At 67.0% G+C, this 24,434-nt stretch carries 23 protein-coding genes; 11 read left to right on the top strand and 12 right to left on the bottom strand.

All coding sequences use genetic code 11. From position 1 onward, the window contains the following. Nucleotides 1-103: 103 nt before the first annotated feature. Entirely contained in the window at nucleotides 104-595 is a 492-nt protein-coding gene (locus tag NI1_RS07595; protein WP_067816070.1) for a SixA phosphatase family protein, read from the top strand. Between the two features lie 13 nt (nucleotides 596-608). Here NI1_RS07595 and NI1_RS07590 read toward each other — a convergent pair whose 3' ends face one another. Further along, a complete protein-coding gene (locus tag NI1_RS07590; RefSeq protein WP_067816066.1) occupies nucleotides 609-809 on the bottom strand; it encodes a hypothetical protein in 201 nt (66 codons plus the stop codon). A 72-nt stretch (nucleotides 810-881) separates the two neighbouring features. Between NI1_RS07590 and NI1_RS07585 the strand changes: the two genes are divergently transcribed. After that, the gene (locus NI1_RS07585; RefSeq protein ID WP_067816064.1) at nucleotides 882-1,250 is read left to right on the top strand and encodes a VOC family protein; all 369 of its coding nucleotides are present in this window, start codon (nucleotides 882-884) and stop codon (nucleotides 1,248-1,250) included. A 38-nt stretch (nucleotides 1,251-1,288) separates the two neighbouring features. On the opposite strand, the gene NI1_RS07580 is transcribed toward NI1_RS07585, so the two are convergent. Together NI1_RS07580 and sigJ are read right to left on the bottom strand one after the other, a co-directional pair. Beyond that, on the bottom strand, nucleotides 1,289-2,479 hold the full coding sequence (locus NI1_RS07580; RefSeq protein WP_067816061.1) for an NAD(P)/FAD-dependent oxidoreductase: 1,191 nt from the start codon (nucleotides 2,477-2,479) through the stop codon (nucleotides 1,289-1,291). 81 nt (nucleotides 2,480-2,560) lie between these two features. Next, nucleotides 2,561-3,565, bottom strand: coding sequence for an RNA polymerase sigma factor SigJ (gene sigJ / locus NI1_RS07575; protein ID WP_157535002.1), 1,005 nt, complete (start codon nucleotides 3,563-3,565; stop codon nucleotides 2,561-2,563). A gap of 103 nt (nucleotides 3,566-3,668) precedes the next feature. On the opposite strand from sigJ, the gene NI1_RS07570 reads away from it, so the two are divergent. Both NI1_RS07570 and NI1_RS07565 read left to right on the top strand, forming a co-directional pair. Further along, nucleotides 3,669-4,112: a MerR family transcriptional regulator gene (locus tag NI1_RS07570; RefSeq protein ID WP_245663122.1), complete on the top strand. Its 444-nt coding sequence runs from the start codon at nucleotides 3,669-3,671 to the stop codon at nucleotides 4,110-4,112. After that, nucleotides 4,109-5,116 carry an aldo/keto reductase gene (locus tag NI1_RS07565; protein ID WP_067816054.1) on the top strand — a complete coding sequence of 336 codons (1,008 nt, stop codon included), beginning with the start codon at nucleotides 4,109-4,111 and terminating at the stop codon, nucleotides 5,114-5,116. The genes NI1_RS07570 and NI1_RS07565 overlap by 4 nt, the downstream gene beginning before the upstream one ends. Before the next feature lie 152 nt (nucleotides 5,117-5,268). On the opposite strand, the gene NI1_RS07560 is transcribed toward NI1_RS07565, so the two are convergent. Both NI1_RS07560 and NI1_RS07555 read right to left on the bottom strand, forming a co-directional pair. Continuing rightward, nucleotides 5,269-6,072, bottom strand: a complete 804-nt coding sequence (locus NI1_RS07560) for a dioxygenase family protein (protein ID WP_067816053.1) — start codon at nucleotides 6,070-6,072, stop codon at nucleotides 5,269-5,271. A gap of 70 nt (nucleotides 6,073-6,142) precedes the next feature. Further along, complete coding sequence (locus tag NI1_RS07555; protein WP_067816051.1) at nucleotides 6,143-6,799, bottom strand: GTP cyclohydrolase II; 657 nt, start codon at nucleotides 6,797-6,799, stop codon at nucleotides 6,143-6,145. A 100-nt stretch (nucleotides 6,800-6,899) separates the two neighbouring features. On the opposite strand from NI1_RS07555, the gene NI1_RS07550 reads away from it, so the two are divergent. The 4 genes from NI1_RS07550 (at nucleotide 6,900) to NI1_RS07535 (ending at nucleotide 9,200) form a co-directional block, all read left to right on the top strand. Continuing rightward, nucleotides 6,900-7,358, top strand: a complete 459-nt coding sequence (locus tag NI1_RS07550) for a MarR family winged helix-turn-helix transcriptional regulator (protein WP_067816048.1) — start codon at nucleotides 6,900-6,902, stop codon at nucleotides 7,356-7,358. Nucleotides 7,359-7,434: 76 nt separating this feature from the next. After that, complete coding sequence (locus NI1_RS38635) at nucleotides 7,435-7,917, top strand: carboxymuconolactone decarboxylase family protein (protein WP_067817880.1); 483 nt, start codon at nucleotides 7,435-7,437, stop codon at nucleotides 7,915-7,917. Nucleotides 7,918-7,920: 3 nt separating this feature from the next. Then, on the top strand, nucleotides 7,921-8,232 hold the full coding sequence (locus NI1_RS38630; RefSeq protein ID WP_067816044.1) for a GNAT family N-acetyltransferase: 312 nt from the start codon (nucleotides 7,921-7,923) through the stop codon (nucleotides 8,230-8,232). After that, entirely contained in the window at nucleotides 8,229-9,200 is a 972-nt protein-coding gene (locus NI1_RS07535) for a pirin family protein (protein WP_067816041.1), read from the top strand. Before NI1_RS38630 ends, NI1_RS07535 begins: the two co-directional genes overlap by 4 nt. A gap of 21 nt (nucleotides 9,201-9,221) precedes the next feature. On the opposite strand, the gene NI1_RS07530 is transcribed toward NI1_RS07535, so the two are convergent. Beyond that, complete coding sequence (locus tag NI1_RS07530) at nucleotides 9,222-10,061, bottom strand: helix-turn-helix transcriptional regulator (RefSeq protein WP_067816037.1); 840 nt, start codon at nucleotides 10,059-10,061, stop codon at nucleotides 9,222-9,224. A gap of 199 nt (nucleotides 10,062-10,260) precedes the next feature. Here NI1_RS07530 and NI1_RS07525 point away from each other — a divergent pair, with 199 nt between their 5' ends. Further along, a complete protein-coding gene (locus NI1_RS07525; RefSeq protein WP_067816034.1) occupies nucleotides 10,261-11,268 on the top strand; it encodes an aldo/keto reductase in 1,008 nt (335 codons plus the stop codon). 110 nt (nucleotides 11,269-11,378) lie between these two features. On the opposite strand, the gene NI1_RS07520 is transcribed toward NI1_RS07525, so the two are convergent. From NI1_RS07520 to NI1_RS07510, 3 genes are all read right to left on the bottom strand, one after another. Beyond that, nucleotides 11,379-11,849, bottom strand: a complete 471-nt coding sequence (locus NI1_RS07520; RefSeq protein WP_067816031.1) for a PaaI family thioesterase — start codon at nucleotides 11,847-11,849, stop codon at nucleotides 11,379-11,381. A 98-nt stretch (nucleotides 11,850-11,947) separates the two neighbouring features. Continuing rightward, nucleotides 11,948-13,462: a malate dehydrogenase (quinone) gene (mqo, locus tag NI1_RS07515; protein ID WP_218026711.1), complete on the bottom strand. Its 1,515-nt coding sequence runs from the start codon at nucleotides 13,460-13,462 to the stop codon at nucleotides 11,948-11,950. A 100-nt stretch (nucleotides 13,463-13,562) separates the two neighbouring features. Then, nucleotides 13,563-14,093: a CGNR zinc finger domain-containing protein gene (locus NI1_RS07510; RefSeq protein ID WP_067816027.1), complete on the bottom strand. Its 531-nt coding sequence runs from the start codon at nucleotides 14,091-14,093 to the stop codon at nucleotides 13,563-13,565. Nucleotides 14,094-14,132: 39 nt separating this feature from the next. Here NI1_RS07510 and NI1_RS07505 point away from each other — a divergent pair, with 39 nt between their 5' ends. Both NI1_RS07505 and NI1_RS07500 read left to right on the top strand, forming a co-directional pair. After that, nucleotides 14,133-15,071: an EamA family transporter gene (locus NI1_RS07505; protein ID WP_067816024.1), complete on the top strand. Its 939-nt coding sequence runs from the start codon at nucleotides 14,133-14,135 to the stop codon at nucleotides 15,069-15,071. Nucleotides 15,072-15,185: 114 nt separating this feature from the next. After that, on the top strand, nucleotides 15,186-15,833 hold the full coding sequence (locus NI1_RS07500; RefSeq protein ID WP_067816021.1) for a DUF8020 domain-containing protein: 648 nt from the start codon (nucleotides 15,186-15,188) through the stop codon (nucleotides 15,831-15,833). 4 nt (nucleotides 15,834-15,837) lie between these two features. On the opposite strand, the gene NI1_RS07495 is transcribed toward NI1_RS07500, so the two are convergent. The 3 genes from NI1_RS07495 to rpoB form a co-directional block, all read right to left on the bottom strand. Next, a complete protein-coding gene (locus NI1_RS07495) occupies nucleotides 15,838-16,296 on the bottom strand; it encodes a hypothetical protein (RefSeq protein ID WP_157535001.1) in 459 nt (152 codons plus the stop codon). 153 nt (nucleotides 16,297-16,449) lie between these two features. Beyond that, on the bottom strand, nucleotides 16,450-20,403 hold the full coding sequence (locus tag NI1_RS07490) for a DNA-directed RNA polymerase subunit beta' (RefSeq protein ID WP_067816015.1): 3,954 nt from the start codon (nucleotides 20,401-20,403) through the stop codon (nucleotides 16,450-16,452). 107 nt (nucleotides 20,404-20,510) lie between these two features. Then, on the bottom strand, nucleotides 20,511-23,996 hold the full coding sequence (gene rpoB, locus NI1_RS07485; RefSeq protein ID WP_067816012.1) for a DNA-directed RNA polymerase subunit beta: 3,486 nt from the start codon (nucleotides 23,994-23,996) through the stop codon (nucleotides 20,511-20,513). Between the last annotated feature and the right edge of the window lie 438 nt (nucleotides 23,997-24,434).

Genomic DNA, 24,434 nt, shown 5'->3' with positions numbered 1-24,434 from the left:
TTCAGTGTGCCTCGAGTGTGAGGGTCGTCTCTCGGCAGCGTCGGAGTAGAACATTGTGGCACCGGCCTCCACCTGTCAACTCGCCGCCGCTTAACGTATCGGTATGGTGCGGACTCTGATCCTCATGCGACACGGCAAATCCGGCTATCCGGAGGGTGTGGACGACCATGAACGCCCGCTCGCGCCGCGTGGCCGCCGCGAGGCCGCACTCGCCGGAGACTGGCTGCGCGAAACCCAGCCGAAGATCGACGCGGTGCTCTGCTCCACCGCCACCCGCACCCGGGAAACCCTCGCCGCCACCGGCATCACCGCCCCGGTCACGTACGAGAGCGCGATCTACGAAGCGTCCCCGCACACTCTGATCGAAATGGTGCAGCTCGCCGACGAATCCGTCGAAACGCTGCTGCTGGTCGGCCACTCCCCCGGAATGCCCTGGACCGCATGGGAATTGGCGGCCAATCGCAGCTCCGCCGCGGCCGAGGAGATGAGCCGCAAATTCCCGACTTCGGCGCTGGCGGTGCTGGAATTCGACCGCCCCTGGGCGGCCGCCGACCCGGGCACGGGCGAGTTGGTCCGCTTCCACGTGCCCCGCTGAACCCGTTCCCGGGTTACCGCAACAGCCGGCCGCGCCACACCGCGACACCGCCGAGCGCGATCAGCAGCAGCAGGGCCCAGCCCCAGCCCGCCACCACGCCCACGATGCCGAGGATCACCAGCACCGGCAGCGCCGCGATTGCCGCGATGACCGGCTGTTCCTTCACCGATTCCAGGGCCGAACGAGCCCGGACGCGGTCGATCTCTTTAGCCATGACCCCAGGGTACGGGCGAATCTTGTTTCCGATCCGCCCGTTTCGGCCGGTGCCGAGTGGGACCCTCGAACGATGGATTGGAAAATCGAACTCGTCGCCCTGCCCGTCTCCGATGTCGATCGTGCCAAGGACTTCTACGTCAAGATCGGTTTCAATGCCGACCACGACCACTCCCCCAGCCCGGATATCCGCTTCGTGCAGCTGACCCCGCCCGGTTCGGGGTGCTCGATCTGCATCGGGAAGGGCATCACCTCCGCCGCGCCCGGCAGCGTGGAGGGCATGCAGGTGGTGGTGGAGAGTGCGGAACAGGCCTACCAGCAGCTCATCGCGGCCGGGGTCGAGGCGACGCCGGTCAAGGACGAGGGCTGGGGCCTGTTCACGTACTTCGCCGATCCGGATGGGAACAAGTGGGCCGTTCAGGAACTGCCGCAACAGTTCTGACGCGCAGACCGTGGTGAGCACGGTCCACGATCCGGGGTTCAGTTCGCCATGACGGCGGGCTGCGCCGCGGCGTTCGCGACCACGCGCCGGCGACGGCTCGGCACCATCAGGGTCGGGTTGCGGACGCTCCAGGCGGCACCCTTGCAGATCAGTTCCTTGATGCGCGCGGCCTTGCGGCCCACGTCGACCTTCGAGGTCGGCTGATCCTCCTCGGTCACTTTCTGCACGATGGCGTCGCGGCGGCCCAGGCTGATGCACTGGCTGTTGTAGCCGATCGGGGTGTCGGGGACCGCACGTCCGGTCAGCCGGGCGGCGATGGCGTCCGCGCCCAGCCAGGCCATCGGCGAGGCGGTGGCGCAGCCCATGCGCAGCGTCTTGCCGCCCACTCCGGCGGCGTGCGCGGCATCGCCGAGCGCGTAGACGTCGGGGTGCGAGACCGAGCGCAGGGTGGCATCGACGACGATGCGGCCGGCCGCCGAGACGGTGAGCGTGCTGGCGGCCGCGATCTCGTGTACCGCGAAACCCGCTGTCCAGACGGTCATCCGGGCCGGGATCTCCGCGCCCGCGGCGGTGACCACACCGTCCGCGGTGACGCGGGTGACGTCGGCGTGCTCGTGCACGGTGATGCCGAAGCGTTCGAACGCGGCGTGCAGGTGCGCCTGCGCCTTTTCGTCGAGCCAGTCGCCGACACCGCCGCGCGCGGCCATTGCGACTTTCAGGTCCGGTCGCGCCTCGGCGATCTCGGTGGCGGCTTCGATGCTGGTCAAACCGCCGCCCACGATCAGCACGGTCTCGCCTACGCCCAGTTCCGCCAAGCGCTCCCGCAATCGCAGCGCGGCCTGCTTGCTCGCCACATGGTGGGCGTACTCGGCGACGCCGGGGACGCCGTAGTCGGCGATGGTGCTGCCCAGGGCGTAGACCAGGGTGTCGTAGGCCAGGGTCTCGGATCCCTGCTCGCCATCGAGCGTCACGGTCTTGCGATCCGCGTCGACCGATTCGACCCGGGCGATCCGCACCTGAACGCCGGTGCCCGCGAACAGCTTCCGCAGCGGGCGCACCGGCACTTCCTGACCGGTGGCGACCTGGTGCAGGCGGATCCGCTCGACGAAATCGGGATCGGCGTTGACCAGGGTGATGTCGATATCGTCGCGGTGCAGTCGCTTGGCCAGGCGGCCGGCGGCGATGGCTCCGGCGTACCCGGCTCCGAGGACGACGATGCGGTGCTTCATGGTGTGGCTCCTGTCTCGGTGGGTTCGGTACCTGAACCGGACAGGGTCACGAATGCTGACAGCGGCGGACTGTGATGTGGGTCACCACAATTCGGGCAGCGGCGCTCCCGGCTCGTAGGTGGCCCACTGCCGGGTGGCGTGCGCCAGTTTCTCCGGGTTGGCCTGGGCGTGCACGGCCGCGATGCCGTCGGCGCTCATCTCCAGGACCACCACCGCGACCACCCGATCGCCGGTGACGAGCACGAGCGCGGGCATGCCGTTGGCGATGACGCCGAACATGGCGGGCTTGCCGCCGAGCTTGTCCCAGGTGCCGTTCGTCGGCTTGATGGCCATGCGGACGAACCGGGCGATGCGTTCCGCGCCGACCAGCGGCCGGTTCAGCGTCGGGATGAAGCCGCCGCCGTCGCCGATGATCGAAGCATCGTCGGCGAGCAGCTGCACCAGCATGTCCGTCTGCCCGCTGACCGCCGCGACCAGGAACTCCTCCACGATCCGGCGAGCCGCGGCCTCGTCCACCTCGATGCGCGCCCGCTCGGTGGCCAGATGCTGTTTGGCGCGGCGATAGACCTGCTGGCAATTGGCTTCGGTGATGTCCAGCAGTTCGGCCACCTCTTGATGCGAGTAGCCGAAAGCCTCGCGCAGCACGTAGACCACGCGCTCCTTGGCGGTGAGCCGCTCCATCAGCGTGAGCATGGCCATCGACACCGATTCGCGCTGCTCGACCGTGTCGGCCGGGCCGAGCATCCGGTCACCGGCCAGCACCGGCTCCGGAAGCCATTGCCCCACATAGGTTTCCCGGCGGGCGCGGGCCGAGGTGAGCTGGTTGAGGCAGTAGTTGGTGAGCACCTTGGTCAGCCACGCCTCGGGCGTCTCCACGTATGCGCGGTCGGCGGCCTGCCAGCGCAGATAGGTCTCCTGCACCGCGTCCTCGGCGTCACCGGCGGAGCCCAGCAGGCGGTAGGCGATCGCCTCCAGGCGGCCCCTGGAGCTTTCGAAGAGGTCGACCTCGCGGGTGCGCAACATGCCGAAATGGTCGGCCATGCGCACCGGGCGTGTCCACCCCCGCTCCCGGCAGGGCCTTCGCATCCGCGCGAGAATAAGGCTTGCTTGGAGTGCACTCCAGGTGGCTAGCGTTTGAGCGGTTCCGAGAGACAGGGGCGAGACGATGGGCGCGACAGCAGCAGCGGAAGTGACACAGCCGCACGGGGCCGACTACGAGCGGCCGCGGTATTCGATCGGGGAGGTCTCCGAGCGGAGCGGGCTGACCCGCGACACGCTGCGCTGGTACGAGCGGATCGGGTTGATGAACTACGTGGGCCGGGATCACTCCGGGCAGCGGCGGTTCAGCGATCGCGATATGGATTGGCTCGAGCTCATCGGGCGGCTGCGGCGCACCGGGATGTCGGTGGCCGACATGGTGCGCTACGCGGAGCTGGTGCGGGAGGGAGATTCGACCTTTCCGGAGCGGCTGGAGATGTTCCGGCAGACCCGCACCGAAGTACTCGCCCAGATCGAGGAATTGAAGCAGACCGTCGCCGTGCTCGACTGCAAGATCGCCCTGTACGAGGGCAATCCGGCGGCCGACTGGCGGACCGTGTCGAAACAGGCTGCTAGCGAAGGGGTTCAGGCATGACCACGGCACAGGCTCTTCCCACCACCGCACTCGGCGAAATCCGGGTCGGGGCACAGGGTTACGGGGCCATGGGGATCAGCGAGTTCTACGGGGACAGCGATCTGGCGGAGTCTCGGGCGACGCTGGAGCGGGCGCTGGAGCTGGGCGTGACGCTGTTCGACACCGCCGACGTGTACGGCGCGGGGCACAACGAGGAATTCCTGCGTGACTTCGTGCGCGCCCACCGCGAGAACGTCGTGCTCGCAACAAAATTCGGGATCGTGCGCAAGGCCGAGGATCCGGCCTACCGCGGCACCGACAATTCGCCGGAGTACATCCGGGCAGCGGTCGAGGCCAGCCTGCGCCGGCTCGGCATCGACGTGATCGACCTTTACTACATGCACCGCAAGCAACCGGGCGTCCCGGTGGAGGACACCGTCGGCGTGCTCGCCGAACTCGTGGCCCAGGGCAAGGTGCGGCAGATCGGGCTCTCCGAAGTGACGGGCGCAGAACTGCGCGCGGCATACGCGGTGCACCCGATCGCGGCCGTCCAATCGGAATGGTCGCTCTTCTCCCGCGACGTGGAGAACACCGTGGTGCCCGCCGCGGCCGAACTCGGCGTCACGTTCGTCCCGTATTCCCCACTGGGACGCGGCTTCCTGACCGGCGCCGCCCCGGTCGGAGACCTTCCGGAAGGCGATATCCGGCGCACCATGCCCCGCTTCACCGGCGACAACGCCGATCGGAACACGGCCCTGCTGGCCCCGCTGCGGGCGATCGCCGAAGCACGCGGCCACACTCCGGCCCAAATCGCGCTGGCCTGGGTGCATGCCCGCTCGGCCGTGCACGGACTTTCGGTGGTGCCGATCCCCGGCACCCGCAGCCGGACCCGGGTGGCGGAGAACATCGCCGCCGCGACGGTCGAGCTGACCGCCGAGGAGCTGGCAGCCCTGGAGCCGATCGGCGCGCAGGTCGCCGGAACCCGCTACGCGGACATGAACTTCACCGCGGTCGCCCGCGAATAGCCCTGCCACCCTTGCCATCCCGGCATGCCACCCCGTCATCCCGGCATGCCACCCCGTCATCCCGGCATGCTTTCAGCCGGGATCCACACCCCAGCGAACCGTGTGGATTCCGGCCAAACCCACGCCGGAATGACGGGGGTTGGCGATCGGGCTCAGCCGAGCTGGATCGAGCGTTTCGCCAGGCCCAGCCAGAAGCCTTCGATCGGGGTGCGCTGGGCGGACAGGTCGGATTCGCCCGCGCCGAGGGTGACGAAGAGCGGGGCGAAGTGTTCGGTGCGGGGGTGGGCGCGGAGGGCGGCGGGGGCGGTGTGGCGGAAGTTCAGCAGGGCGTCGATATCGCCGGAACGCAGGACTTCGCTTCCCCAGTGGTCGAATTCGCGCGACCAGGCCGGGGCCTCGTCGGGCGCCGCGCCGAAATCGGCTTCGCGCAGGTTGTGGGTGAAGAAGCCGCTGCCGACGATGAGCACGCCCTCGTCCCGGAGCGGGGCCAGGCGGCGACCCAGGTCGTAGAGGCCCACTGGATCCAGGGTGGGCAGGGAGACCTGGAGGACCGGGATATCGGCGTCGGGGTACATCTCCACCAGCGGCACGTACGCGCCGTGGTCGAGGCCGCGGTCGGGGGCGTCGTGCACGGCCTGGCCCGGTTTCGCCAGCAGCGCACGGACTTTCGCCGCCAGTTCGGGTGCGCCCGGGGCGGCGTATCGAACCTGGTAGTAGTGCTCCGGGAAGCCGCCGAAGTCGTAGATCAGCGGCACCGTGGTGGTCGCGCCGAGGGTGACCGGCGCGTCCTCCCAGTGCGCGGAGACCATGAGAATGGCGGTGGGCCTGGGCAATTCGGCCGACCAGGCGGCGAGCTGGCCGGGCCAGACGGGGTCGTCGGCCAGCGGCGGTGCGCCGTGGCTGAGGTACAGCACCGGCATCCGGGCCGCCGGATCGCGAGTCATGGTCGCGGACATGGGTTTTCCTTTCCGGTCGGCGATGCCGCGGGCCGATGACCGGCGCGGCGGATCGACGGAGGGTGGCGGTTCAGCCCGCCAGGGTGGCGGCGGCCGAGTCCGCCAGAATCAGGGTGTGCCCGGTGTGCTCGACCTTTGCCCGCAGGTAACGCAGGTTGGTAGCGGTGGCGTGCACACCGGTGGGCACCGTTGTGCGGACCGCCAGTCCGAGCCCGGCGAGCTGTCGCGACTTGTCGGGGTTATTGCTGAGCAGATCCAGTTCGCCGATGCCCAGCGCGGTCAGCATCTGCGCGGCGGCGGTGTAGTCGCGGGCATCCTCGGGCAGGCCGAGCGCGGTATTGGCTTGGTAGGTATCGAGACCGGAGTCTTGCAGCGCGTAAGCGTCGAGCTTGTTGTACAGCCCGATATCGCGGCCTTCCTGACGCAGGTAGAGGAGCACGCCACCGGTCTCGGCGATCCGCTCCACGGCCTCGCGCAATTGCGGGCCGCAGTCGCAGCGGGCCGAGCCGAAGACATCGCCGGTGAGGCATTCCGAATGCAGGCGCACCAACGGCACATTCGCGGATTCGGTCGAGAAGTCGCCGAGCACCAGGGCGAGGTGTTCCCGTCCGTCGCTCAGGCCGTCGAAGGTGACCGCCTCGGCGGTGGTCGAGTAGCCGTCGGCGAAGGTCAGCGGGATGCGCACGCGGGTACGGACGCTCGCGCTGGCGATGCTCGTGGTGCTCATGGCTGCTCCATGGGGGGGTATGGGGACGCGTTCCGATCAACCAGAACCTCCGACCCCGCCCGGTTATTCCAATTCGAACTATGGGCGGTAACCTGGGCTTATGGGTCCGCGATGGCTGAACGAGGAGGAGCGGCGCGCCTGGCTGGCCTTACTCGGCGCGGCCGGGCAGCTGAACCGGCGGCTGGACCAGCAGCTGGAGCGGGATGCGGGGCTGTCACATGTGCAGTACGAGATCCTGGTCCGGCTGAGCGAAGCCCCGGACGGGGAGCTGCGGATGAGCGAATTGGCGGCGGCGTTGCTGGATGCCAAGAGCAAGCTCACATATCAGATCGATCGGCTGGAACGCGCCGGGCTGGTGCACCGGCGCTCCTGCCCGGCCGATCTGCGCGCGGTGTACGCCAAGCTGACCGAGGCGGGCCGGCGCAAGCTCGAATCGGCCGCGCCGGGGCATGTGGAGCTCGTGCGCGAACTCTTCGCGGATGTACTGACCGCCGAACAGCTCACCGCCATCGCGGATGGGCTGGGGGAAGTGAATCGGCGGCTACGCGAGCCCGAATAGCGCGGAACGACTTCGCGCGCGGTAATTCTCAGACTGGACGGCAGGTTTAACTTTGAACGCTTACGATGCCAGCACTATGCAGTCCGCAGCGGTGCACGATCGAGTCTGGCTCGACAAGCAAACTCCCGAGATCTTCCACGCGCTCAACAGCGTGGCACTGGCGGTCCGCACCGCCGCCGCGGCAGCCGGTTTGAGCCGCGCGGTCATGGAACTGGTGAATGTGCGCGTCTCCCAGCTCAATCGCTGCGCCTTCTGCCTGGATCTGCATTACCGATACGCGCGCGATGCCGGAGTCACCGCCCAGCAACTGGCGGTACTGGACGCTTGGCGACGCGCCCCCTACTTGTTCACAGAACAAGAACGCGCGGCACTACAACTCGCCGAAACAGTGAATTCGCTGCCGGACGACGAGATCACCGATGGTGAGTATGCTGCTGCGCGGCAACATTTGTCGGATGACCAGATATCGGTTTTGATCTGGGCCGCGACCACGATCGGCGCGTTCAACCGCGTGTCGATCATGAGCAAACATCCGGTGCGGGTGCGGAAGGAGAACTGAACAATGAGCGAACAGGCCGTGGCGGCCGCCGTCGTTCGTAATGACGCGCAACACCGGTACGAGGTGTGGTACGGGAGCTCGCTCGCCGGTTTCACCGAATACCGCGAGCGCGACAACGACACCGTGTTCATCCATACCGAGGTGGACAGCGAATTCAGCGGCAAGGGGCTCGGCAACCTGCTCGCCCAGGAAGCGATCACCGATGTGATCGCGCGCGGCAATGTGATCGTGCCGCGCTGCCCGTTCATCAAGGGCTGGCTCGACAAGCACCCCGAATACGACGAGCACGTGGTCGGCAAGGGCATCAAGCGATGAGCGACCTGGAGCCGAAACCGGAGGAGTCGCTCTGCGAGTGCTCCGGGCGTCCGGGACCGCGCGCGGATTTCCATCCGGCGCGCGAGGTGCCGCTCGGCGGCGTGCGCGGGGTCACCGTGCACCGCTCGCTGCCGCAGCGCGATCTGCCGACGGTGGGCGCTTGGTGCTTCCTGGACCAGTTCGGCTCCAGCGGGCCGGCCACGCCCGAAGGCCATGACATCGAGCCGCATCCGCATATCGGATTGCAAACCGTCACTTGGCCTTTGGACGGGCGCATCCGGCATCGCGACAGCGTGGGGTCGGATATCGAGATCGTGCCGGGGCAGCTGAACCTGATGACCTCCGGGCACGGGATCGCGCATTCGGAGTACCGGGTGCCGGGGAATCCGAACGGCGCGGGCCTCCAATTGTGGATCGCCCTGCCGAACGAAAGCCGTTCGGTGGCACCGCATTTCGAGCAGCACAAGGATCTGCCGGTCCTGGTGCTGCCGGGCCTGCGCGCCACCGTCCTGATCGGCACGCTCGGTGACGCCACCTCGGCGGCCACCGCGTACACCCCGATCGTGGGCGCGGACCTGCTCATCGACGCGGGCGCGGAGGTGACGCTGCCGGTGCGCGCGGACTTCGAGTACGCGGTGCTGGTGGTCAGCGGCGACCTCGCCGTCTCCGGCATCGACGCGCAATCCGACGGCCTGCTCTATCTGGGCAGCGATCGCGACGAATTGGTGCTGACCAGCACGGCCGGGGCTCAGGTCCTGTTGCTGGGCGGCGAACCGTTCGGCGAGGACCTGGTCATGTGGTGGAACTTCGTGGCGCGCAGTCACGAAGAGATCGTGGAAGCCCGAAATGCTTGGGAGAACCGCGATCTCACACGCTTCCCCGACATCGCCGGGCACACCCCCGAACAGCGAATCCCCGCACCCCCGCTACCGGGCCTGCACCTGAAGCCGCGCAAACGGCGCTTCTGATTCCCTCCACGAAGGGGGCACTCAGCCGCTCGTGAGCGTCTGAGTTCCGATGACGCGCAATAGGTCCAGCTTGTCCTGGGTATCGGTACTCGCCTTCGGGTAGTAGACGAGCAGGTAGCGGGTGGCGCTGGCGGTGAGCAGCGGTTCGCAGATCATCTCGAGCATTCCGACCTGCGGATGCTGGATGCGCTTGTCATGGCCCGCGCCGGTGCCCACCACGTGCTCACCCCACATCCGTTCGAACTCGGGGCTGGTAGCTCGCAGCCGGGCCACCAGTTCGGTGATATCGGAATCGCCGGAGCGACGGCCCGCGGTGGCACGCAGATCGGCAACATGCTTGCGGCCCAAGGCTTCCCGATCCTCGACGGGGAACAACAGCCGCTCCTCCGGCTGGGTGAACCAGCGCCACGGGATGCTGCGCTCCAGGCCACGCCGTTGCATCAGATCACCGAAAAGCAGTGCGTGCATGCGGTTTTGGACCAGCACCTCACCCAGATCGGAGATGACGCAGGCGGGGGTGTCGTCCAGTTTGGCCAGCACGTGCAGGATGCCCGGACCCACGTGACCGTCGCCGCCACGCGCGGGCGGCTGCTGCCCGGCCAGGTGATAGAGGTGATCGCGTTCGCTCTCGGTCAGCCGCAGGGCGCGGGCCAGCGAGGCGAGCACCTGAGTGGATGGGCGCGGGCCACGCGCCTGCTCGAGCCGGGTGTAGTAGTCGGTGGACATGCCCGCGAGCATGGCCACCTCGTCGCGGCGCAACCCGGGCGTGCGGCGGCGCGCACCCGGAGCCAGCCCGACGGTGCCGGGTTGCAGCTGCTCGCGGCGGCGGCGCAGAAAGTCGGCCAGCTCTTCTCGATCCACGCTTCCACTCTGCCGCGCCCGGCCGGCACTATCCAGGTACCGGCACTCCCACTCTCGCACCCCGTCGGCGCCGCACGGCCGTCCGACCCGGTCACGGCAGCTGTTCGCCCTGGATCGAGGCGGCGATCAGCCTGGTATCGGTGATCCCCCGATAAGCGATCCTCTCCCGGTCCCCGGATCGGCGGCGCAGGCTCGAAGCATGACGAAGAACATCGACACCGTCCGGCTCGGCGCGACCGGACCCGCGGTTTCCCGTATCGGCCTGGGCGCGATGGGCATGTCCGGCATGTACGGAGCCTCCGACGACGCCACCTCCATCGCCACCGTGCACGCGGCCATCGATTCGGGGGCCAATCTCATCGATACCGGCGATTTCTACGGGATGGGGCACAACGAACAGCTGATCCGGCGGGCGCTCACCGAACGCAAGCGGGAGGATGTGCTGCTGAGCGTGAAGTTCGGGGCGATGCGCGGACCCGACGGGAGCTTCGGCGGCGTGGACACCCGGCCGGCCGCCACCAAGAACTTCCTGGCCTACTCGCTACAGCGGCTGGGCACCGATTACCTCGATATCTACCGGCCGGCGCGGCTGGATCCGAATGTGCCGATCGAGGAGACCATCGGCGGACTCGCGGAAATGGTGCAGGCCGGTTTCATCCGGCACATCGGTCTCTCGGAGGTGGGCGCGGAGACGCTGCGCCGGGCAGCGGCCGTACACCCGATCGTGGATCTACAGATCGAATACTCGCTCATCTCGCGCGGAATCGAGGACGAGATCCTGCCCACCGCAAGGGAACTCGGCATCGGCATCACCGCCTACGGGGTGCTCTCGCGCGGACTGCTGAGCGATTCCCTGCGCGGCGGCGCGCAGTTCGCGGCCACCGACTTCCGGGCCCACAGCCCGCGCTTCCAGGGCGAGAACCTCACCGCCAACCTGCGATTGGTGGACGCCTTGGCCGAGATCGCCGGACGGCACGAAGTGAGCGTGGCACAGCTGGCGATCGCCTGGGTGCTCTCGCGCGGCGAGGACATCGTGCCGATCATCGGCGCGCGCCGGCCCGAGCGCTGGGCGGAAGCCGTTGGCGCACTGTATATCAAGCTGTCGGAAGACGAGCTGGCAGCGATCGAGGCCGCGGTGCCGGTCGACCAGGTCGCCGGTGAGCGCTACGCCACTGCTCAGATGGCAATGCTCGATAGCGAGCGATGACCCGGCGTCCGCCCGGCTTCCCCATCGTCATCCCGGCACGCTTTTGCCGGGATCCACACGCCCACCGTGTGGATTCCCGCTAAAAGCACACGGGAATGACGGGGTGAACGCTACTTACGGCGCGGGCGGATGACCGCGGTGAAAGTCGCTGCGGCTACCGACTTTCCGGTGCTGTCGGTGATGTCGACCGGAACCGCGAGTTCGATTTCGCGCTGACCCTGAATGTCGGCGCGGGTCTGCTCGATGAGTTCCGGCGACAGCACCGAAGTGGCCAGGAACGGGCCCAGCTCGCCCTTGGCGCGAGCCAGGTACTCGATGCGGCCGTCACGGGCGACGATGAACGTCTCGCCCATCAGGTCGACGATGCCGGAGATGGACGCACCCATGGCGGCCGTCTCGGCCAGGCCGAAGAGCAGCGCCGCGTGAATATCCCCGTTGTGGTTGAGGTGCTCCGGCTTGGGCGCCATGCTCACCACATTGCGGCCGCTGGCGAATTCCACCGCCTCGATGCCGGTGAACTGGATGAATCCGAGCTTCTTGAAGCCCGCCATCACCAGATCACCCATGGTGGCGCTGTCCATCGTGTCTCCTGTCGACCCTGACGAAATTGAAACTTGTTCTAATTTCATACCGAGTGCGGCCGGAGATGTCCATGGCGGGGCAGGAAACTGCCGCGTGCTCAGCCGGGCAGCGGCGCGGCCAGGTTCAGCGTCTCGGCGGTGCGCGAGATGGTCTGCTTCGCCAGCCGGGTATCGCGAATCAGGCTCTGCCCGAGGGTCGGGATGAGCTGCCGCAATTTGGGCTGCCAGTACGGCTGATAGCGCGGGAAACAACGCTCCAGCACCTCGAGCAGAATAGCGGGCGCGGTCGAGGCCCCGGGCGAGGAACCCAGCACCGCGGCGATCGAACAATCATGCGCGGCAACGACTTCGGTACCGAATTGCAGCACTCCCCCGCGCACCGGATCCGCCTTCACGATCTGCGCCCGCTGGCCCGCGGTAACCATTTTCCAATCATCGGAAACGGCGGCGGGCGCGAAATCCCGCAGGGCGGCCAGCTTTCGCTTGCGGGTACCGGCCAGCTGACCGAACAAGAGCCACATCAGCTCGCGATTGTCCTTGATCGCCGCGGAGATCGGCTTCACATTGTGCGGCCGCAGCGTAGCCGGAGCATCGAACAGCGAACCCTGTTTCAGGAAGCGGGGATTCGCGCCCGCATACGGCCCGAAGACCACCGCGCGCCGGCCGTCGACAATGCGAGTATCCAAGTGCGGCATGGAAATCGACGGTGCGCCGGCGGGCGCACGGCCGTACACCTTGGCCACGTGCCGCTCCACCACCGCGGGATTGTCGCAGCGCAGGAACCTGCCGCTGACCGGCAGCAGCCCGTAGCCGCGCGCTTCGGGAATTCCCGCCTTCTGCAACACTTTCAGCGCCCAGCCGCCCGCGCCGGCGAAGACGAAACGGGCATCGACCTTGCGGGTGATGTGGTCGCTGCCGGTATTCCAGTCGATGCGCAATTGCCAGGTGCCGTCATTGTTGCGGCGCATCCCGCGCACTTCGCAATTGCGATGGATCTCCACGTCCTGCCAGCGCAGATGATGGAACAGCTGCCGGGTGAGCTCACCGAAATCGATATCGCTGCCGGTGATGTCATGGGTGGCGGCAATGCTCTCGCCGCTGTCGCGATCCCGGATGAGCAGCGGCGCCCAATCACCGATGACCCGATGCTCGTCGCTGAATCGCATGGACCCGAACAGCGGATGCGCGCTGAGCGTTTCGTACCGCTTGCGCAGGAATTTCACATCGTCGTCGCCGCGTACGAAGGTCATATGCGGCACCGGATTGACGAAGGTCTCCGGTTTCCCCAGAATTCCGGCCTCGACCAGCGCCGCCCAGAACTGCCGGGTCTGCTGGAAGCGTTCGTTCACCTCGAGCGCGCGGGTGATATCGAGGGAGCCGTCGGGCAATTCGGTGGTGTAGTCGATCTCGCACAATCCGGCGTGCCCGGTGCCGGAATTGTTCCAGGCCGCCGAGGCTTCCGAGCCGACCTCCGGCAAACGCTCGAATACCGCGATGGTCCAACTGGGTTCCAGGTGTTTCAGCAGCATCGCGAGCGTGGCGCTCATGATTCCGCCACCGACCAGCACCACATCGTAGGGACGCAGGGCCGCTTGGGTGTTCATTACTTGCATGCCCCCATCGGACTCGTACAGCGTAGGGGCACGCTAACACCGAACAGGTGCCGCCGGTATTCGAGGCTCCGGCTCGCCGAATGGCCGCGCCGAGCGGGATTCAGCGGTTGCGCGCCCGATACGCGGCGACGGCATTGCGGTTGCCGCAGGTGGTGCTGCAATAGCGGCGGGATCTGTTGCGGGACAGGTCCAGCACGATGCCCTCGCAGGTTTCGTCGGCGCAGACGGCGAGGCGGCTGAGTTCGTCGGCACGAATCAGGTCGATCATGGCCACGGCGGTCTCCACCGCGATCCGCACCGCCAGCGGCGCCTCCGCCGGGACCGCGTGAATGTGATAGTCCAGGTCGTCGTGGCGGACCAGCCGCGGCACCGCGCGATGGGTGGCGAGGATTTCGTTCACCAGCTCGACGGCGGTATCGCGGTCGGCGGTGAGCAGCCGCCGCATGGGGGCGCGCTGGGCCCGGACGGCGGCCAGTTCGGCGGCGGTGTGCTCGTGGCCGCCGGTATAGCCGTGGCGGGTGAAGAACTCGTCCAGCTGCGCGATCTCGGTCATGGTGTCGGGATCTTCCGCGGAGTTCACCAGATCGACGGCGGCCGCCATGGAAGCGACGGTGTCATCACCAAAAAGCATGTTGACATATTACATGACAACCACTTAGCGTCATTAGTCATGGCGACGTTGACTCATGACACCGCGGTACTGCGGCGGGGTAACCTCCGGTCCGGACTGCTCGCGGCCGGTTTGTCCGCCGCCTCCTTCGGACTTTCCGGACCGCTCGCGCGCGGGCTGATGAACGCGGGGTGGAGTCCGGCCTCGACCGTCATCCTGCGGGTGCTGCTGGGCGCGGTCGTACTGCTGCCGATCGCGCTGTACCAGCTGCGCGGGAACTGGAAGTTGTTGCGGCAGAACGCGCCGCTGCTGATCGGGTACGGGCTGCTCGCCGTCGCCGGGGCACAGCTGTGCTATTTCAACGCCGTCAACCACATGGAGGTCGGGGCGGCACTGCTCATCGAATACACCGCGCCGATCGCGGTGGTCGGGTACCTGTGGCTGCGGCACGACCAGAAGCCCACGCGCGCAACGGTGCTCGGCGCGGTCATCGGCATCGCGGGGCTGGTGCTCGTGCTGGATCTGACCTCCGGCGTGCGGACCAGCTGGATCGGCATCGCCTGGGCCTTGGGCGCGATGGTCGGCGCGGCCGGGTACTTCCTGCTCTCGGCGCACAGCGGCGACACCGTGCCCGGCACCGTGCTGGCCACCGGCGGGCTGCTGGTGGGCGGGCTGGGCATTCTGATCGCGGGGCTGATCGGCATCGTGCCGCTGCGCACCACCAGCGAACCGATCGTTTTCCAGGGCTTCACCACCCAGTGGTGGGTGCCGCTGGCCGGGCTCGGCATCGTCACCGCCGCGCTCTCCTACGTGACCGGCATCGCCGCCACCCGTCTGCTCGGCTCCCGGCTGGCCTCCTTCGCCGCGCTCACCGAGGTGCTCGCGGCCATCGTCTTCGCCTGGCTGCTGCTCGGCGAAACGCCCCGCGCCATCCAGTTGCTGGGCGGCGCGCTGATTCTCACCGGCGTCATCGTGGTCCGGCTCGGCGAACCCGACTGACCCGGTCGCCCGGAACGGCGCATATGGGACGAACCGCTTCCGATCTCGCGCGGCCCCCGGTACGTTTTCAGCAAACGCCGGGGGGCCTTGTCCGAACGCAGCGAGAGACAGACCATGGCTATCACCAAAAAGCTTGTACCCGTCCTGCTTTGCCTGAGCGCCGCCCTCCCCGCCGGGGTCGCCGCCGCCGAACCCGCTGCGCCCCAGCAAAATCCGGGGCTCCAGCTCGAAGGCGCCGCCACCGGCGTCGCCTACCGCTCCGTCCTCAGCGACGACAAGCGTTCCGCCGTCACGACTTTGAATGCCGGACGGTTCCTGGCCACCTGGGACGGCCAGTCCATCCTGGTGACCGATGACGCCGGCCTGGAAGTCACCAGCGTGCCGCTGCGGTACGAGATCGCGGGCAAGACCCTCGCCCTCAGCCCGGCGATCGCCGACGACAACCGCCGCCTCACCCTCACCCCGGTCGGCGAATCCCCCGTCCCGCTGCGCGATATCAACGCCCAGCAGAAGTTCTTCGACCTGGTCCAGGCCAACCTGCCCATGGTCGGCGGCGGCGCGGCCATCGGAGCGGCCATCGGCTTCCTGATCGGTTTCCCCGCCGGCGGTTTCGTCCTCGACTTCATCACCATCCCGATCACCACCGTCCTCGGCGCGCTCATCGGCGCTGCCGCCGGGCTCTATCTGGCGGGCGGCCAGCCCGCCATCGACGCCGCCGTGGAGTACGCGGTCTCGCTGGCCCCCGGCGCCGCGCCCGCCTGACCCGTCACCGCACCACGGTCAGCGAATCGATCGCCATGGAGTTGTCGGTGTAATACCAATCGCCGTTCATCTCCATGGCGAGATCGAAGCGCAGCACATGCCCCTCCCCCGGGCCCGACGTCACCGTCCACAGCGTGTTCGGCAATCCCGTCACCGCGCTGACCCGGCCGTCAGACCAGGTGAAGGACCCCGTAGTCGCCGTTCCGAAACCGAGCCAAGGCAATTCGACCCGGAACCGCCCGCCCGTCACGCCGCCCAACACCGGACCGGCGCAATCCCACACATCGCCCTGCCGCCGCACACTCTGCCCGGCGCTGCCGGTCCCCGGAATCCGTTCCCCGGTAAGCACATTCCCGCGATAGCAGCCGCCGAGATCCCGCCCCGGCGAAGCGGCGGCCGGAGCGACCGCGGGCAATACCGCGCAACCCAGCGCGAGCAGCAGCAAACCGTGACGAGCAGACATGACGCCACCTCTCCGGCGAGGGCACTACCAGGTCGTTTCGGGTATCCAGCAGCGTACTCGCCGATCACCCGGCCCTCGCCGAAAACGGATCCGGGAAAACGAACGGCCCCCGCTCCGAAGAGCGGGGGCCGAAAGTTTCTGCCCGGCTATGACTTAGCGGTAGTCGCTGAAGCCGTAGTCGTCCAGCGGAACCGCGGCACCGGTGGTGGTGCCGAAGCCGTCCGGGGTGTAGTAGGTGTCGTCGTAGGACGGCACCGCGTACGCGGCCTGACGGGCTTCCTCGGTCGGCTGCACCTGGATGTTCCGGTAACGGTTGATACCCGTACCGGCCGGGATGAGCTTACCGATGATCACGTTCTCCTTCAGGCCGATCAGCTTGTCGGAGCGGCAGTTGATCGCGGCGTCCGTGAGCACGCGGGTGGTCTCCTGGAAGGAGGCCGCCGACAGCCACGAATCGGTCGCGAGCGACGCCTTGGTGATACCCATGAGGACCGGACGACCCGAGGCGGGCTCGCCACCCTCCGCGACCACGCGGCGGTTGGCGGACTCGAACTCGGCGCGCTCCACCAGCGAACCCGGGAGGAACTCGGTCGCACCCGAATCGATGATGGTGACGCGGCGCAGCATCTGGCGGACGATCACCTCGATGTGCTTGTCGTGGATGGACACACCCTGCGACCGGTACACCTCCTGGACCTCGTGAACGAGGTGGATCTGCACCTGACGCGGGCCCATCACGCGGAGCACCTCGTGCGGGTCGGCCGAGCCCTCGAGCAGCTGCTGGCCCACCTCGACGTGGTCACCGTCGGCCAGGAGCCGCTCGGAACCGTCGTCGTGCTTGTAGACGCGCAGACGCTGACGCTTCGAGAGCTTGTCGTACAGGACCTCGTCCGACCCGTCGTCCGGGATGATCGTGATCTTGTAGAAGCGGTCGTCGTCCTCCAGCCGCACGCGGCCGGAGACCTCGGCGATGGGCGCCTTGCCCTTGGGCACACGAGCTTCGAAGAGCTCCTGCACACGGGGCAGACCACCCGTGATGTCGTCACCCGCGACACCACCCTGGTGGAAGGTACGCATGGTCAGCTGGGTACCGGGCTCACCGATGGACTGCGCGGCGACGATACCGACGGCCTCACCGATGTCCACCAGCTTGCCGGTCGCCATCGAGCGGCCGTAGCAGGTCGCACACACGCCGGTGCCGGTGGTGCAGGTCAGCACGGAGCGGACCTTCACCTCGGTGATACCGGCCTCGAGCAGCGCCTCCAGGGCGGGATCGCCCAGGTCGTGGCCCTTCTCGATGATGACATTGCCCTTGGCGTCGAGCGCGTCGGTGGCCAGCGTACGAGCGAAGGTGCTGGTCTCCACGTGGGCGTCCCGGATGAGCGAGCCGTCGGCCTGCTTCTCCGCGATCGGCACCACGATGCCGCGCTCGGTGCCACAGTCGGTCTCGCGCACGATGACGTCCTGCGACACGTCCACCAGACGACGGGTCAGGTAACCCGAGTCGGCGGTACGAAGCGCGGTGTCGGCCAGGCCCTTTCGCGCACCGTGGGTGTTGATGAAGTACTCCAGAACCGTCAGGCCCTCACGGAAGGAGGACTTGATCGGCTGCGGGATGAACTCACCCTTCGGGTTGGTCACCAGACCCTTCATGCCCGCGAGGGTTCGCGTCTGGGTGAAGTTACCCGTGGCGCCGGAGTCGACGATCGTGATGATCGGGTTGTCGGCCGGGTAGTGCGCACGCAGCGCGCGACCGACCTCTTCCGTCGCTTCCTGCCAGATCTTGACCAGGGCGTTGTTGCGCTCCTGGTGGTCCAGAGCACCACGCTGGTACTTCTTCTCGATCTGGTCGGCCTGCGCCTCGTAGCGGCCCATGATCTCCGCCTTCTCCGGCGGCACGAGCACGTCCGACATGGAGACGGTGACGCCGGAACGCGTGGCCCAGTAGAAGCCCGAGTCCTTCAGCTTGTCGACGGTCTGCGCGACCACGATCATCGGGTAACGCTCGGCGAGATCGTTGATGATCGCCGCCTGACGCTTCTTCGGCATCGGCTCGTCGATGAACGCGTAGTCCGCCGGGAGCAGATCGTTGAAGATGACACGGCCCAGCGTGGTCTTGGCAGTCCACGCGTCGCCCCGCTGCCAGCCGTTCGGGAACAGCTCGGCCTCGATGTCCTTCGGCGGGCGCTGCTCGGTCAGCCGGATCTTGATGAGCGAACGCACGGTCAGGTCACCGCGGTCGACCGCCATCTGCGCCTCGGCGGGCGAGGAGTAGACGCCGAACTCGGCCTCGTCCTTGGTGGCCGGCCGGTACTCGCCGACCGCGCCCTCGTTCAGGCGGGTCAGGTAGAAGAGACCGGTCACCATGTCCAGACGCGGCATGGCGAGCGGACGACCCGACGCCGGCGACAGGATGTTGTTCGAGGACAGCATCAGGATGCGGGCCTCGGCCTGCGCCTCCGCCGACAGCGGCAGGTGCACGGCCATCTGGTCACCGTCGAAGTCGGCGTTGAACGCCTCACACACGAGCGGGTGCAGCTGGATGGCCTTGCCTTCGACCAGCAGCGGCTCGAAGGCCTGGATACCCAGGCGGTGCAGGGTGGGCGCACGGTTCAGCAGCACCGGGTGCTCGGAGATGACCTCTTCGAGGACATCCCACACCTGGGGACGCTGACGCTCGACCATCCGCTTGGCGGACTTGATGTTCTGCGCGTGGTTGAGATCCACCAGACGCTTCATGACGAACGGCTTGAACAGCTCGAGCGCCATCAGCTTCGGCAGACCGCACTGGTGCAGCTTCAGCTGCGGACCGACCACGATGACCGAACGGCCGGAGTAGTCGACACGCTTGCCGAGCAGGTTCTGACGGAAACGACCCTGCTTGCCCTTGAGCAGATCCGACAGCGACTTGAGCGGACGGTTACCGGGACCGGTGACCGGCCGGCCACGACGGCCGTTGTCGAAGAGCGCGTCGACCGACTCCTGAAGCATGCGCTTCTCGTTGTTCACGATGATCTCGGGCGCACCCAGATCGATCAGTCGCTTCAAACGGTTGTTGCGGTTGATGACGCGGCGGTACAGGTCGTTCAGGTCGGAGGTCGCGAAGCGGCCACCGTCCAGCTGCACCATCGGGCGCAGCTCCGGCGGGATCACCGGCACGGCGTCGAGGACCATGCCCATCGGCGAGTTGCCGTTGGTCTGGAACGCGGCGACGACCTTCAGACGCTTCAGGGCGCGCAGCTTCTTCTGGCCCTTGCCCGTCCGAATGGTCTCGCGCAGGTTCTCGGCCTCGGCCGCGATGTCGAAGGTCTCCATGAGCTTCTGGATGGCCTCGGCACCCATTGCGCCCGTGAAGTATTCGCCGTAGCGGTCCTGCAACTCGCGGTAGATCACCTCGTCGATGATCAGCTGCTTCTTGGCCAGCTTGGTGAAGGTGGTCCAGATCTCGTCGAGACGATCCAGCTCGCGCTGGGCGCGGTCGCGCAGCTGACGCATTTCGCGCTCGCCGCCGTCCTTGACCTTGCGGCGGACATCGGACTTGGCACCCTCGGCCTCAAGCTCGGCCAGGTCGGCCTCGAGCTTCTGGGCGCGGGCCTCCAGGTCGGCGTCACGCTGATCGGCGACGGTCTTCTTCTCGACCTCCATCTCCGCCTCGAGCGTGGAGAGCTCGTTGTGGCGGAGTTCGTCATCGACATTGGTGATGACGTAGGCGGCGAAGTAGATGATCTTCTCGAGATCCTTCGGCGCCAGGTCGAGCAGGTAGCCCAGGCGCGAAGGCACGCCCTTGAAGTACCAGATGTGAGTGACCGGAGCGGCCAGCTCGATGTGGCCCATCCGCTCACGACGCACCTTGGCGCGGGTCACCTCGACGCCACAGCGCTCACAGATGATGCCCTTGAAGCGGACGCGCTTGTACTTACCGCAGTAGCACTCCCAGTCCCGGGTGGGACCGAAGATCTTCTCGCAGAAGAGGCCGTCCTTCTCCGGCTTCAGCGTGCGGTAGTTGATGGTCTCCGGCTTCTTGACCTCACCGAAAGACCAGTTGCGGATGTCTTCAGCGGTGGCCAGGCCGATCCGGAGTTCATCGAAGAAGTTGACGTCTAGCACGTAACTTCCTTTCCCCTGTTCGGGTTGAGTATGAGCAAAAGTCGCTAAATCCGTTGCCCGGGAAGGCCGTTCGTAAAGGGTGAACGGCCTTCCCGGACCGATCGCTCTTACTGCGCCAGGTCGTCGACCGTCGCAGCCTCGTTGCGGGACAGGTTGATACCCAGGTTCGCCGCGGCACGCTCGAGGTCTTCGTCATCGCCGTCGCGCATCTCGATGGCGGCGCCGTCCGAGGACAGCACCTCCACGTTGAGGCACAGCGACTGAAGCTCCTTGAGCAACACCTTGAACGACTCCGGAATACCCGGCTCCGGAATGTTCTCGCCCTTGACGATGGCCTCGTACACCTTCACGCGGCCGACCACGTCGTCCGACTTGATGGTGAGGAGCTCCTGGAGGGTGTAGGCCGCGCCGTACGCCTGCATGGCCCAGCACTCCATTTCACCGAAGCGCTGGCCACCGAACTGCGCCTTACCACCCAGCGGCTGCTGCGTGATCATCGAGTACGGACCGGTCGAACGCGCGTGGATCTTGTCGTCGACCAGGTGGTGCAGCTTCAGGATGTACATGTAGCCGACCGAGACCGGGTACGGGAACGGCTCGCCGGAGCGGCCGTCCAGCAGGATGGCCTTGCCGTCGTCGTTGATCATCTTGTCGCCGTCGCGGTTCGGCAGAGTCGAACCGAGCAGGCCGGTCAGCTCTTCCTCGCGCGCGCCGTCGAACACCGGGGTGGCGATGTTCGTGTCGGCGGGCTGGCCGATCATCTCTTCGGGCAGGTTGCGGGCCCAGTCCGGGGAACCGTCGACCTGCCAGCCGGTCTTGGCGATGTAACCCAGATGGGTCTCCAGCACCTGACCGATGTTCATACGACGCGGCACACCGTGGGTGTTCAGGATGATGTCGACCGGCGTGCCGTCCGGGAGGAACGGCATGTCTTCCTGCGGCAGGATCTTGCCGATGACGCCCTTGTTGCCGTGGCGGCCGGCCAGCTTGTCGCCGTCCTGGATCTTGCGCTTCTGCGCGACGTAGACGCGCACCAGCTCGTTCACGCCGGGGGGCAGATCGTCGTCGTCGTCACGCGAGAACACGCGCACGCCGATGACCTTGCCGGACTCACCGTGGGGCACCTTGAGCGAGGTGTCGCGAACTTCGCGCGCCTTCTCACCGAAGATGGCGCGCAGCAGGCGCTCTTCGGGGGTCAGCTCGGTCTCACCCTTCGGGGTGACCTTGCCGACCAGGATGTCGCCGTCACGGACCTCGGCGCCGATGCGCACGATGCCACGCTCGTCCAGGTCCGCGAGGACCTCGTCGGAGACGTTCGGGATGTCCCGGGTGATCTCCTCGGCGCCGAGCTTGGTGTCGCGAGCGTCGATTTCGTGCTCTTCGATGTGAATGGAGGTGAGCACGTCGTCTTCCACGAGGCGCTGCGACAGGATGATCGCGTCCTCGTAGTTGTGGCCTTCCCACGGCATGATCGCCACGAGCAGGTTCTTGCCCAGGGCCATCTCACCGTTCTCGGTGCAGGGGCCGTCGGCGAGCACGTGCCCGGCCTCCACGCGCATGCCCTCGTCCACGATCGGACGCTGGTTGGCGCAGGTGCCCTGGTTGGAGCGCTCGAACTTACGCAGGCGGTACGAACGGCGGGTGCCGTCGTCGTGCATGACGGTGATGAAGTCGGCCGAAACCTCTTCCACCACACCGGCCTTCTGGTTCACGACCACGTCACCGGCGTCGACGGCGGCGCGCAGCTCCATACCGGTGCCGACCAGCGGCGACTCGGAACGGATCAGCGGCACGGCCTGACGCTGCATGTTCGCGCCCATCAGGGCACGGTTGGCATCGTCGTGCTCGAGGAACGGGATCATGGCGGTCGCGACCGAAACCATCTGGCGCGGCGAGACATCCATGTACGTGACCTCGTTGCGGTCGACGTACTCCATCTCCTCGTCACCGCGACGCGCGAGCACGCGCTCCTCGATGAAGTTGCCGTCCAGGTCGACCGGCGAGTTGGCCTGGGCGCGGACCTCGCGGTCCTCCTCGTCGGCGGTGAGGTACTTGACCTCATCGGTGACGCGGCCGTTCTCGACCTTGCGGTACGGGGTCTCGATGAAACCGAACGGGTTCACGCGGGCGTAGACCGAGAGCGAACCGATCAGGCCGATGTTCGGGCCTTCCGGGGTCTCGATCGGGCACATGCGGCCGTAGTGCGACGGGTGGACGTCTCGGACTTCCAGGCCGGCGCGCTCACGGGACAGACCACCCGGGCCCAGCGCCGAGAGACGGCGCTTGTGGGTCAGACCCGAGAGCGGGTTGTTCTGGTCCATGAACTGCGACAGCTGGGAGGTTCCGAAGAACTCCTTGATCGCGGCCACGACGGGACGGATGTTGATCAGGGTCTGCGGCGTGATGGCCTCGACGTCCTGGGTGGTCATGCGCTCACGCACGACACGCTCCATACGCGAGAGGCCGACCCGGATCTGGTTCTGGATCAGCTCGCCCACGGTACGCAGACGACGGTTGCCGAAGTGGTCGATGTCGTCGACGTTCACCGGCACCTCGGAGCCGCCGGGGGCGGTCATGAGGCGGTCGCCCTGGTGCAGACGCACCAGGTACTCGATGGTGGCGACGATGTCTTCCTTGGTCAGCACCGAGCCCTGAACCGGCTTGTCCAGGTTCAGGCCGAGCTTCTTGTTGACCTTGTAGCGGCCGACGCGGGCCAGGTCGTAGCGCTTCTCCTTGAAGAACAGGTTCTCCAGCAGGGTCTGCGCGGACTCCTTGGTCGGCGGCTCGCCCGGGCGCAGCTTGCGGTAGATGTCGAGCAGCGCCTCGTCCTGCCCCGGAGTGCTGTCCTTCTCCAGGGTGGACATCATGATCTCGGAGAAACCGAAACGCTCGGTGATCTCCTCGGCGGTCAGGCCGAGCGCCTTCAGCAGCACGGTGACCGGCTGGCGACGCTTGCGGTCGATGCGCACACCGACGGTGTCGCGCTTGTCGACGTCGAACTCCAGCCACGCGCCGCGCGAGGGGATGACGCGCACGGAGTGCAGCGTCTTCTCGGTCGACTTGTCGATGGTGTCGTCGAAGTACACGCCCGGCGAACGGACCAGCTGCGAGACGACGACGCGCTCGGTGCCGTTGATGATGAACGTGCCCTTGTCGGTCATCATCGGGAAATCACCCATGAAGACCGTCTGAGACTTGATCTCACCGGTGTTGTTGTTGATGAACTCCGCGGTGACGAAGAGCGGCGCCGCGTAGGTCATGTCCTTGTCCTTGCACTCCTCGATGGAGGCCTTGACCTCTTCGAAGCGCGGATCGGAGAAGGACAGCGACATGGAGCCGGAGAAGTCCTCGATCGGGGAGAGCTCCTCGAGCACCTCCTCGAGGCCGCCGACGGGATTGACGTCGCCGCGCGCGGCAGCACGCTCACGCCAGTCCGCTGAGCCGACCAGCCAGGCGAAAGATTCGGTTTGTAGATCGAGAAGACCGGGAACCTCCAGAGGTTCACGAATCTTCGCGAAAGACACCCGCTTCGGGGCTCCGGGAATACCGGCCTTGGTCTGGGTGGAGACTGCCAAGATGCGTCCTTCCAGCACCTAACGCGCGTCGCGTGGTGGTCCGCGACCGTCGCTTGTCTGCTACGAATTCCGCTGGTTACGACCCGAACGAAGCCCGAACAGGCAACAGCGGAAGTAACACCGGAAGGTGGAACTTTCGTCGTAGCGATCGAGGTGTGGACAGGAGGCAGCCAGCGCAACGTCCAAAATTACACCCATACCCCAGGGGGTGTCAAAGTACCACCGCTCGCGTCACCTGCAATGACCGGCGCGCCGGGTGTTATGTGGCGGATTTCACACCGTAATCCGACGCGATCCCGGGGTCCGCTGGCTGCGCTTCCCAGTCACCGTCGGCGTCTGGTCCCCTGTGACAGCCGCCGCTGTTGTGAATAGCGTGACGGCTGGAGCGAAACTCGTCAAGTGGCGGCCCGAGTTGACAAAACGCGAGATCCACTGTCCCAGTGCAAGATCACGAGC

Origin of the sequence: Nocardia inohanensis NBRC 100128 (assembly GCF_001612945.1) — a bacterium.
In the GTDB taxonomy this organism is placed as follows: Bacteria; Actinomycetota; Actinomycetes; order Mycobacteriales; family Mycobacteriaceae; genus Nocardia; species Nocardia inohanensis.
The sequence above is the reverse complement of the archived record's forward strand: the minus strand, read 5'-3'. Positions and strand labels throughout refer to the sequence as shown.

Excerpts from the sequence above, each read along its gene's own strand:
- NI1_RS07565 (WP_067816054.1), top strand. The coding sequence starts at position 4,109 with ATGACCACGGCACAGGCTCTTCCCACCACCGCACTCGGCGAAATCCGG.
- NI1_RS07550 (WP_067816048.1), top strand. The coding sequence starts at position 6,900 with ATGGGTCCGCGATGGCTGAACGAGGAGGAGCGGCGCGCCTGGCTGGCC.
- NI1_RS07590 (WP_067816066.1), bottom strand. The coding sequence starts at position 809 with ATGGCTAAAGAGATCGACCGCGTCCGGGCTCGTTCGGCCCTGGAATCG.
- NI1_RS07500 (WP_067816021.1), top strand. The coding sequence starts at position 15,186 with ATGGCTATCACCAAAAAGCTTGTACCCGTCCTGCTTTGCCTGAGCGCC.
- NI1_RS07495 (WP_157535001.1), bottom strand. The coding sequence starts at position 16,296 with ATGTCTGCTCGTCACGGTTTGCTGCTGCTCGCGCTGGGTTGCGCGGTA.
- NI1_RS07510 (WP_067816027.1), bottom strand. The coding sequence starts at position 14,093 with ATGCTTTTTGGTGATGACACCGTCGCTTCCATGGCGGCCGCCGTCGAT.
- NI1_RS07560 (WP_067816053.1), bottom strand. The coding sequence starts at position 6,072 with ATGTCCGCGACCATGACTCGCGATCCGGCGGCCCGGATGCCGGTGCTG.
- NI1_RS07555 (WP_067816051.1), bottom strand. The coding sequence starts at position 6,799 with ATGAGCACCACGAGCATCGCCAGCGCGAGCGTCCGTACCCGCGTGCGC.
- NI1_RS07525 (WP_067816034.1), top strand. The coding sequence starts at position 10,261 with ATGACGAAGAACATCGACACCGTCCGGCTCGGCGCGACCGGACCCGCG.
- NI1_RS07585 (WP_067816064.1), top strand. The coding sequence starts at position 882 with ATGGATTGGAAAATCGAACTCGTCGCCCTGCCCGTCTCCGATGTCGAT.
- NI1_RS38630 (WP_067816044.1), top strand. The coding sequence starts at position 7,921 with ATGAGCGAACAGGCCGTGGCGGCCGCCGTCGTTCGTAATGACGCGCAA.
- mqo (WP_218026711.1), bottom strand. The coding sequence starts at position 13,462 with ATGCAAGTAATGAACACCCAAGCGGCCCTGCGTCCCTACGATGTGGTG.
- NI1_RS07520 (WP_067816031.1), bottom strand. The coding sequence starts at position 11,849 with ATGGACAGCGCCACCATGGGTGATCTGGTGATGGCGGGCTTCAAGAAG.
- NI1_RS07580 (WP_067816061.1), bottom strand. The coding sequence starts at position 2,479 with ATGAAGCACCGCATCGTCGTCCTCGGAGCCGGGTACGCCGGAGCCATC.
- NI1_RS07595 (WP_067816070.1), top strand. The coding sequence starts at position 104 with ATGGTGCGGACTCTGATCCTCATGCGACACGGCAAATCCGGCTATCCG.
- NI1_RS07535 (WP_067816041.1), top strand. The coding sequence starts at position 8,229 with ATGAGCGACCTGGAGCCGAAACCGGAGGAGTCGCTCTGCGAGTGCTCC.
- NI1_RS38635 (WP_067817880.1), top strand. The coding sequence starts at position 7,435 with ATGCAGTCCGCAGCGGTGCACGATCGAGTCTGGCTCGACAAGCAAACT.
- sigJ (WP_157535002.1), bottom strand. The coding sequence starts at position 3,565 with ATGCGAAGGCCCTGCCGGGAGCGGGGGTGGACACGCCCGGTGCGCATG.
- NI1_RS07505 (WP_067816024.1), top strand. The coding sequence starts at position 14,133 with ATGGCGACGTTGACTCATGACACCGCGGTACTGCGGCGGGGTAACCTC.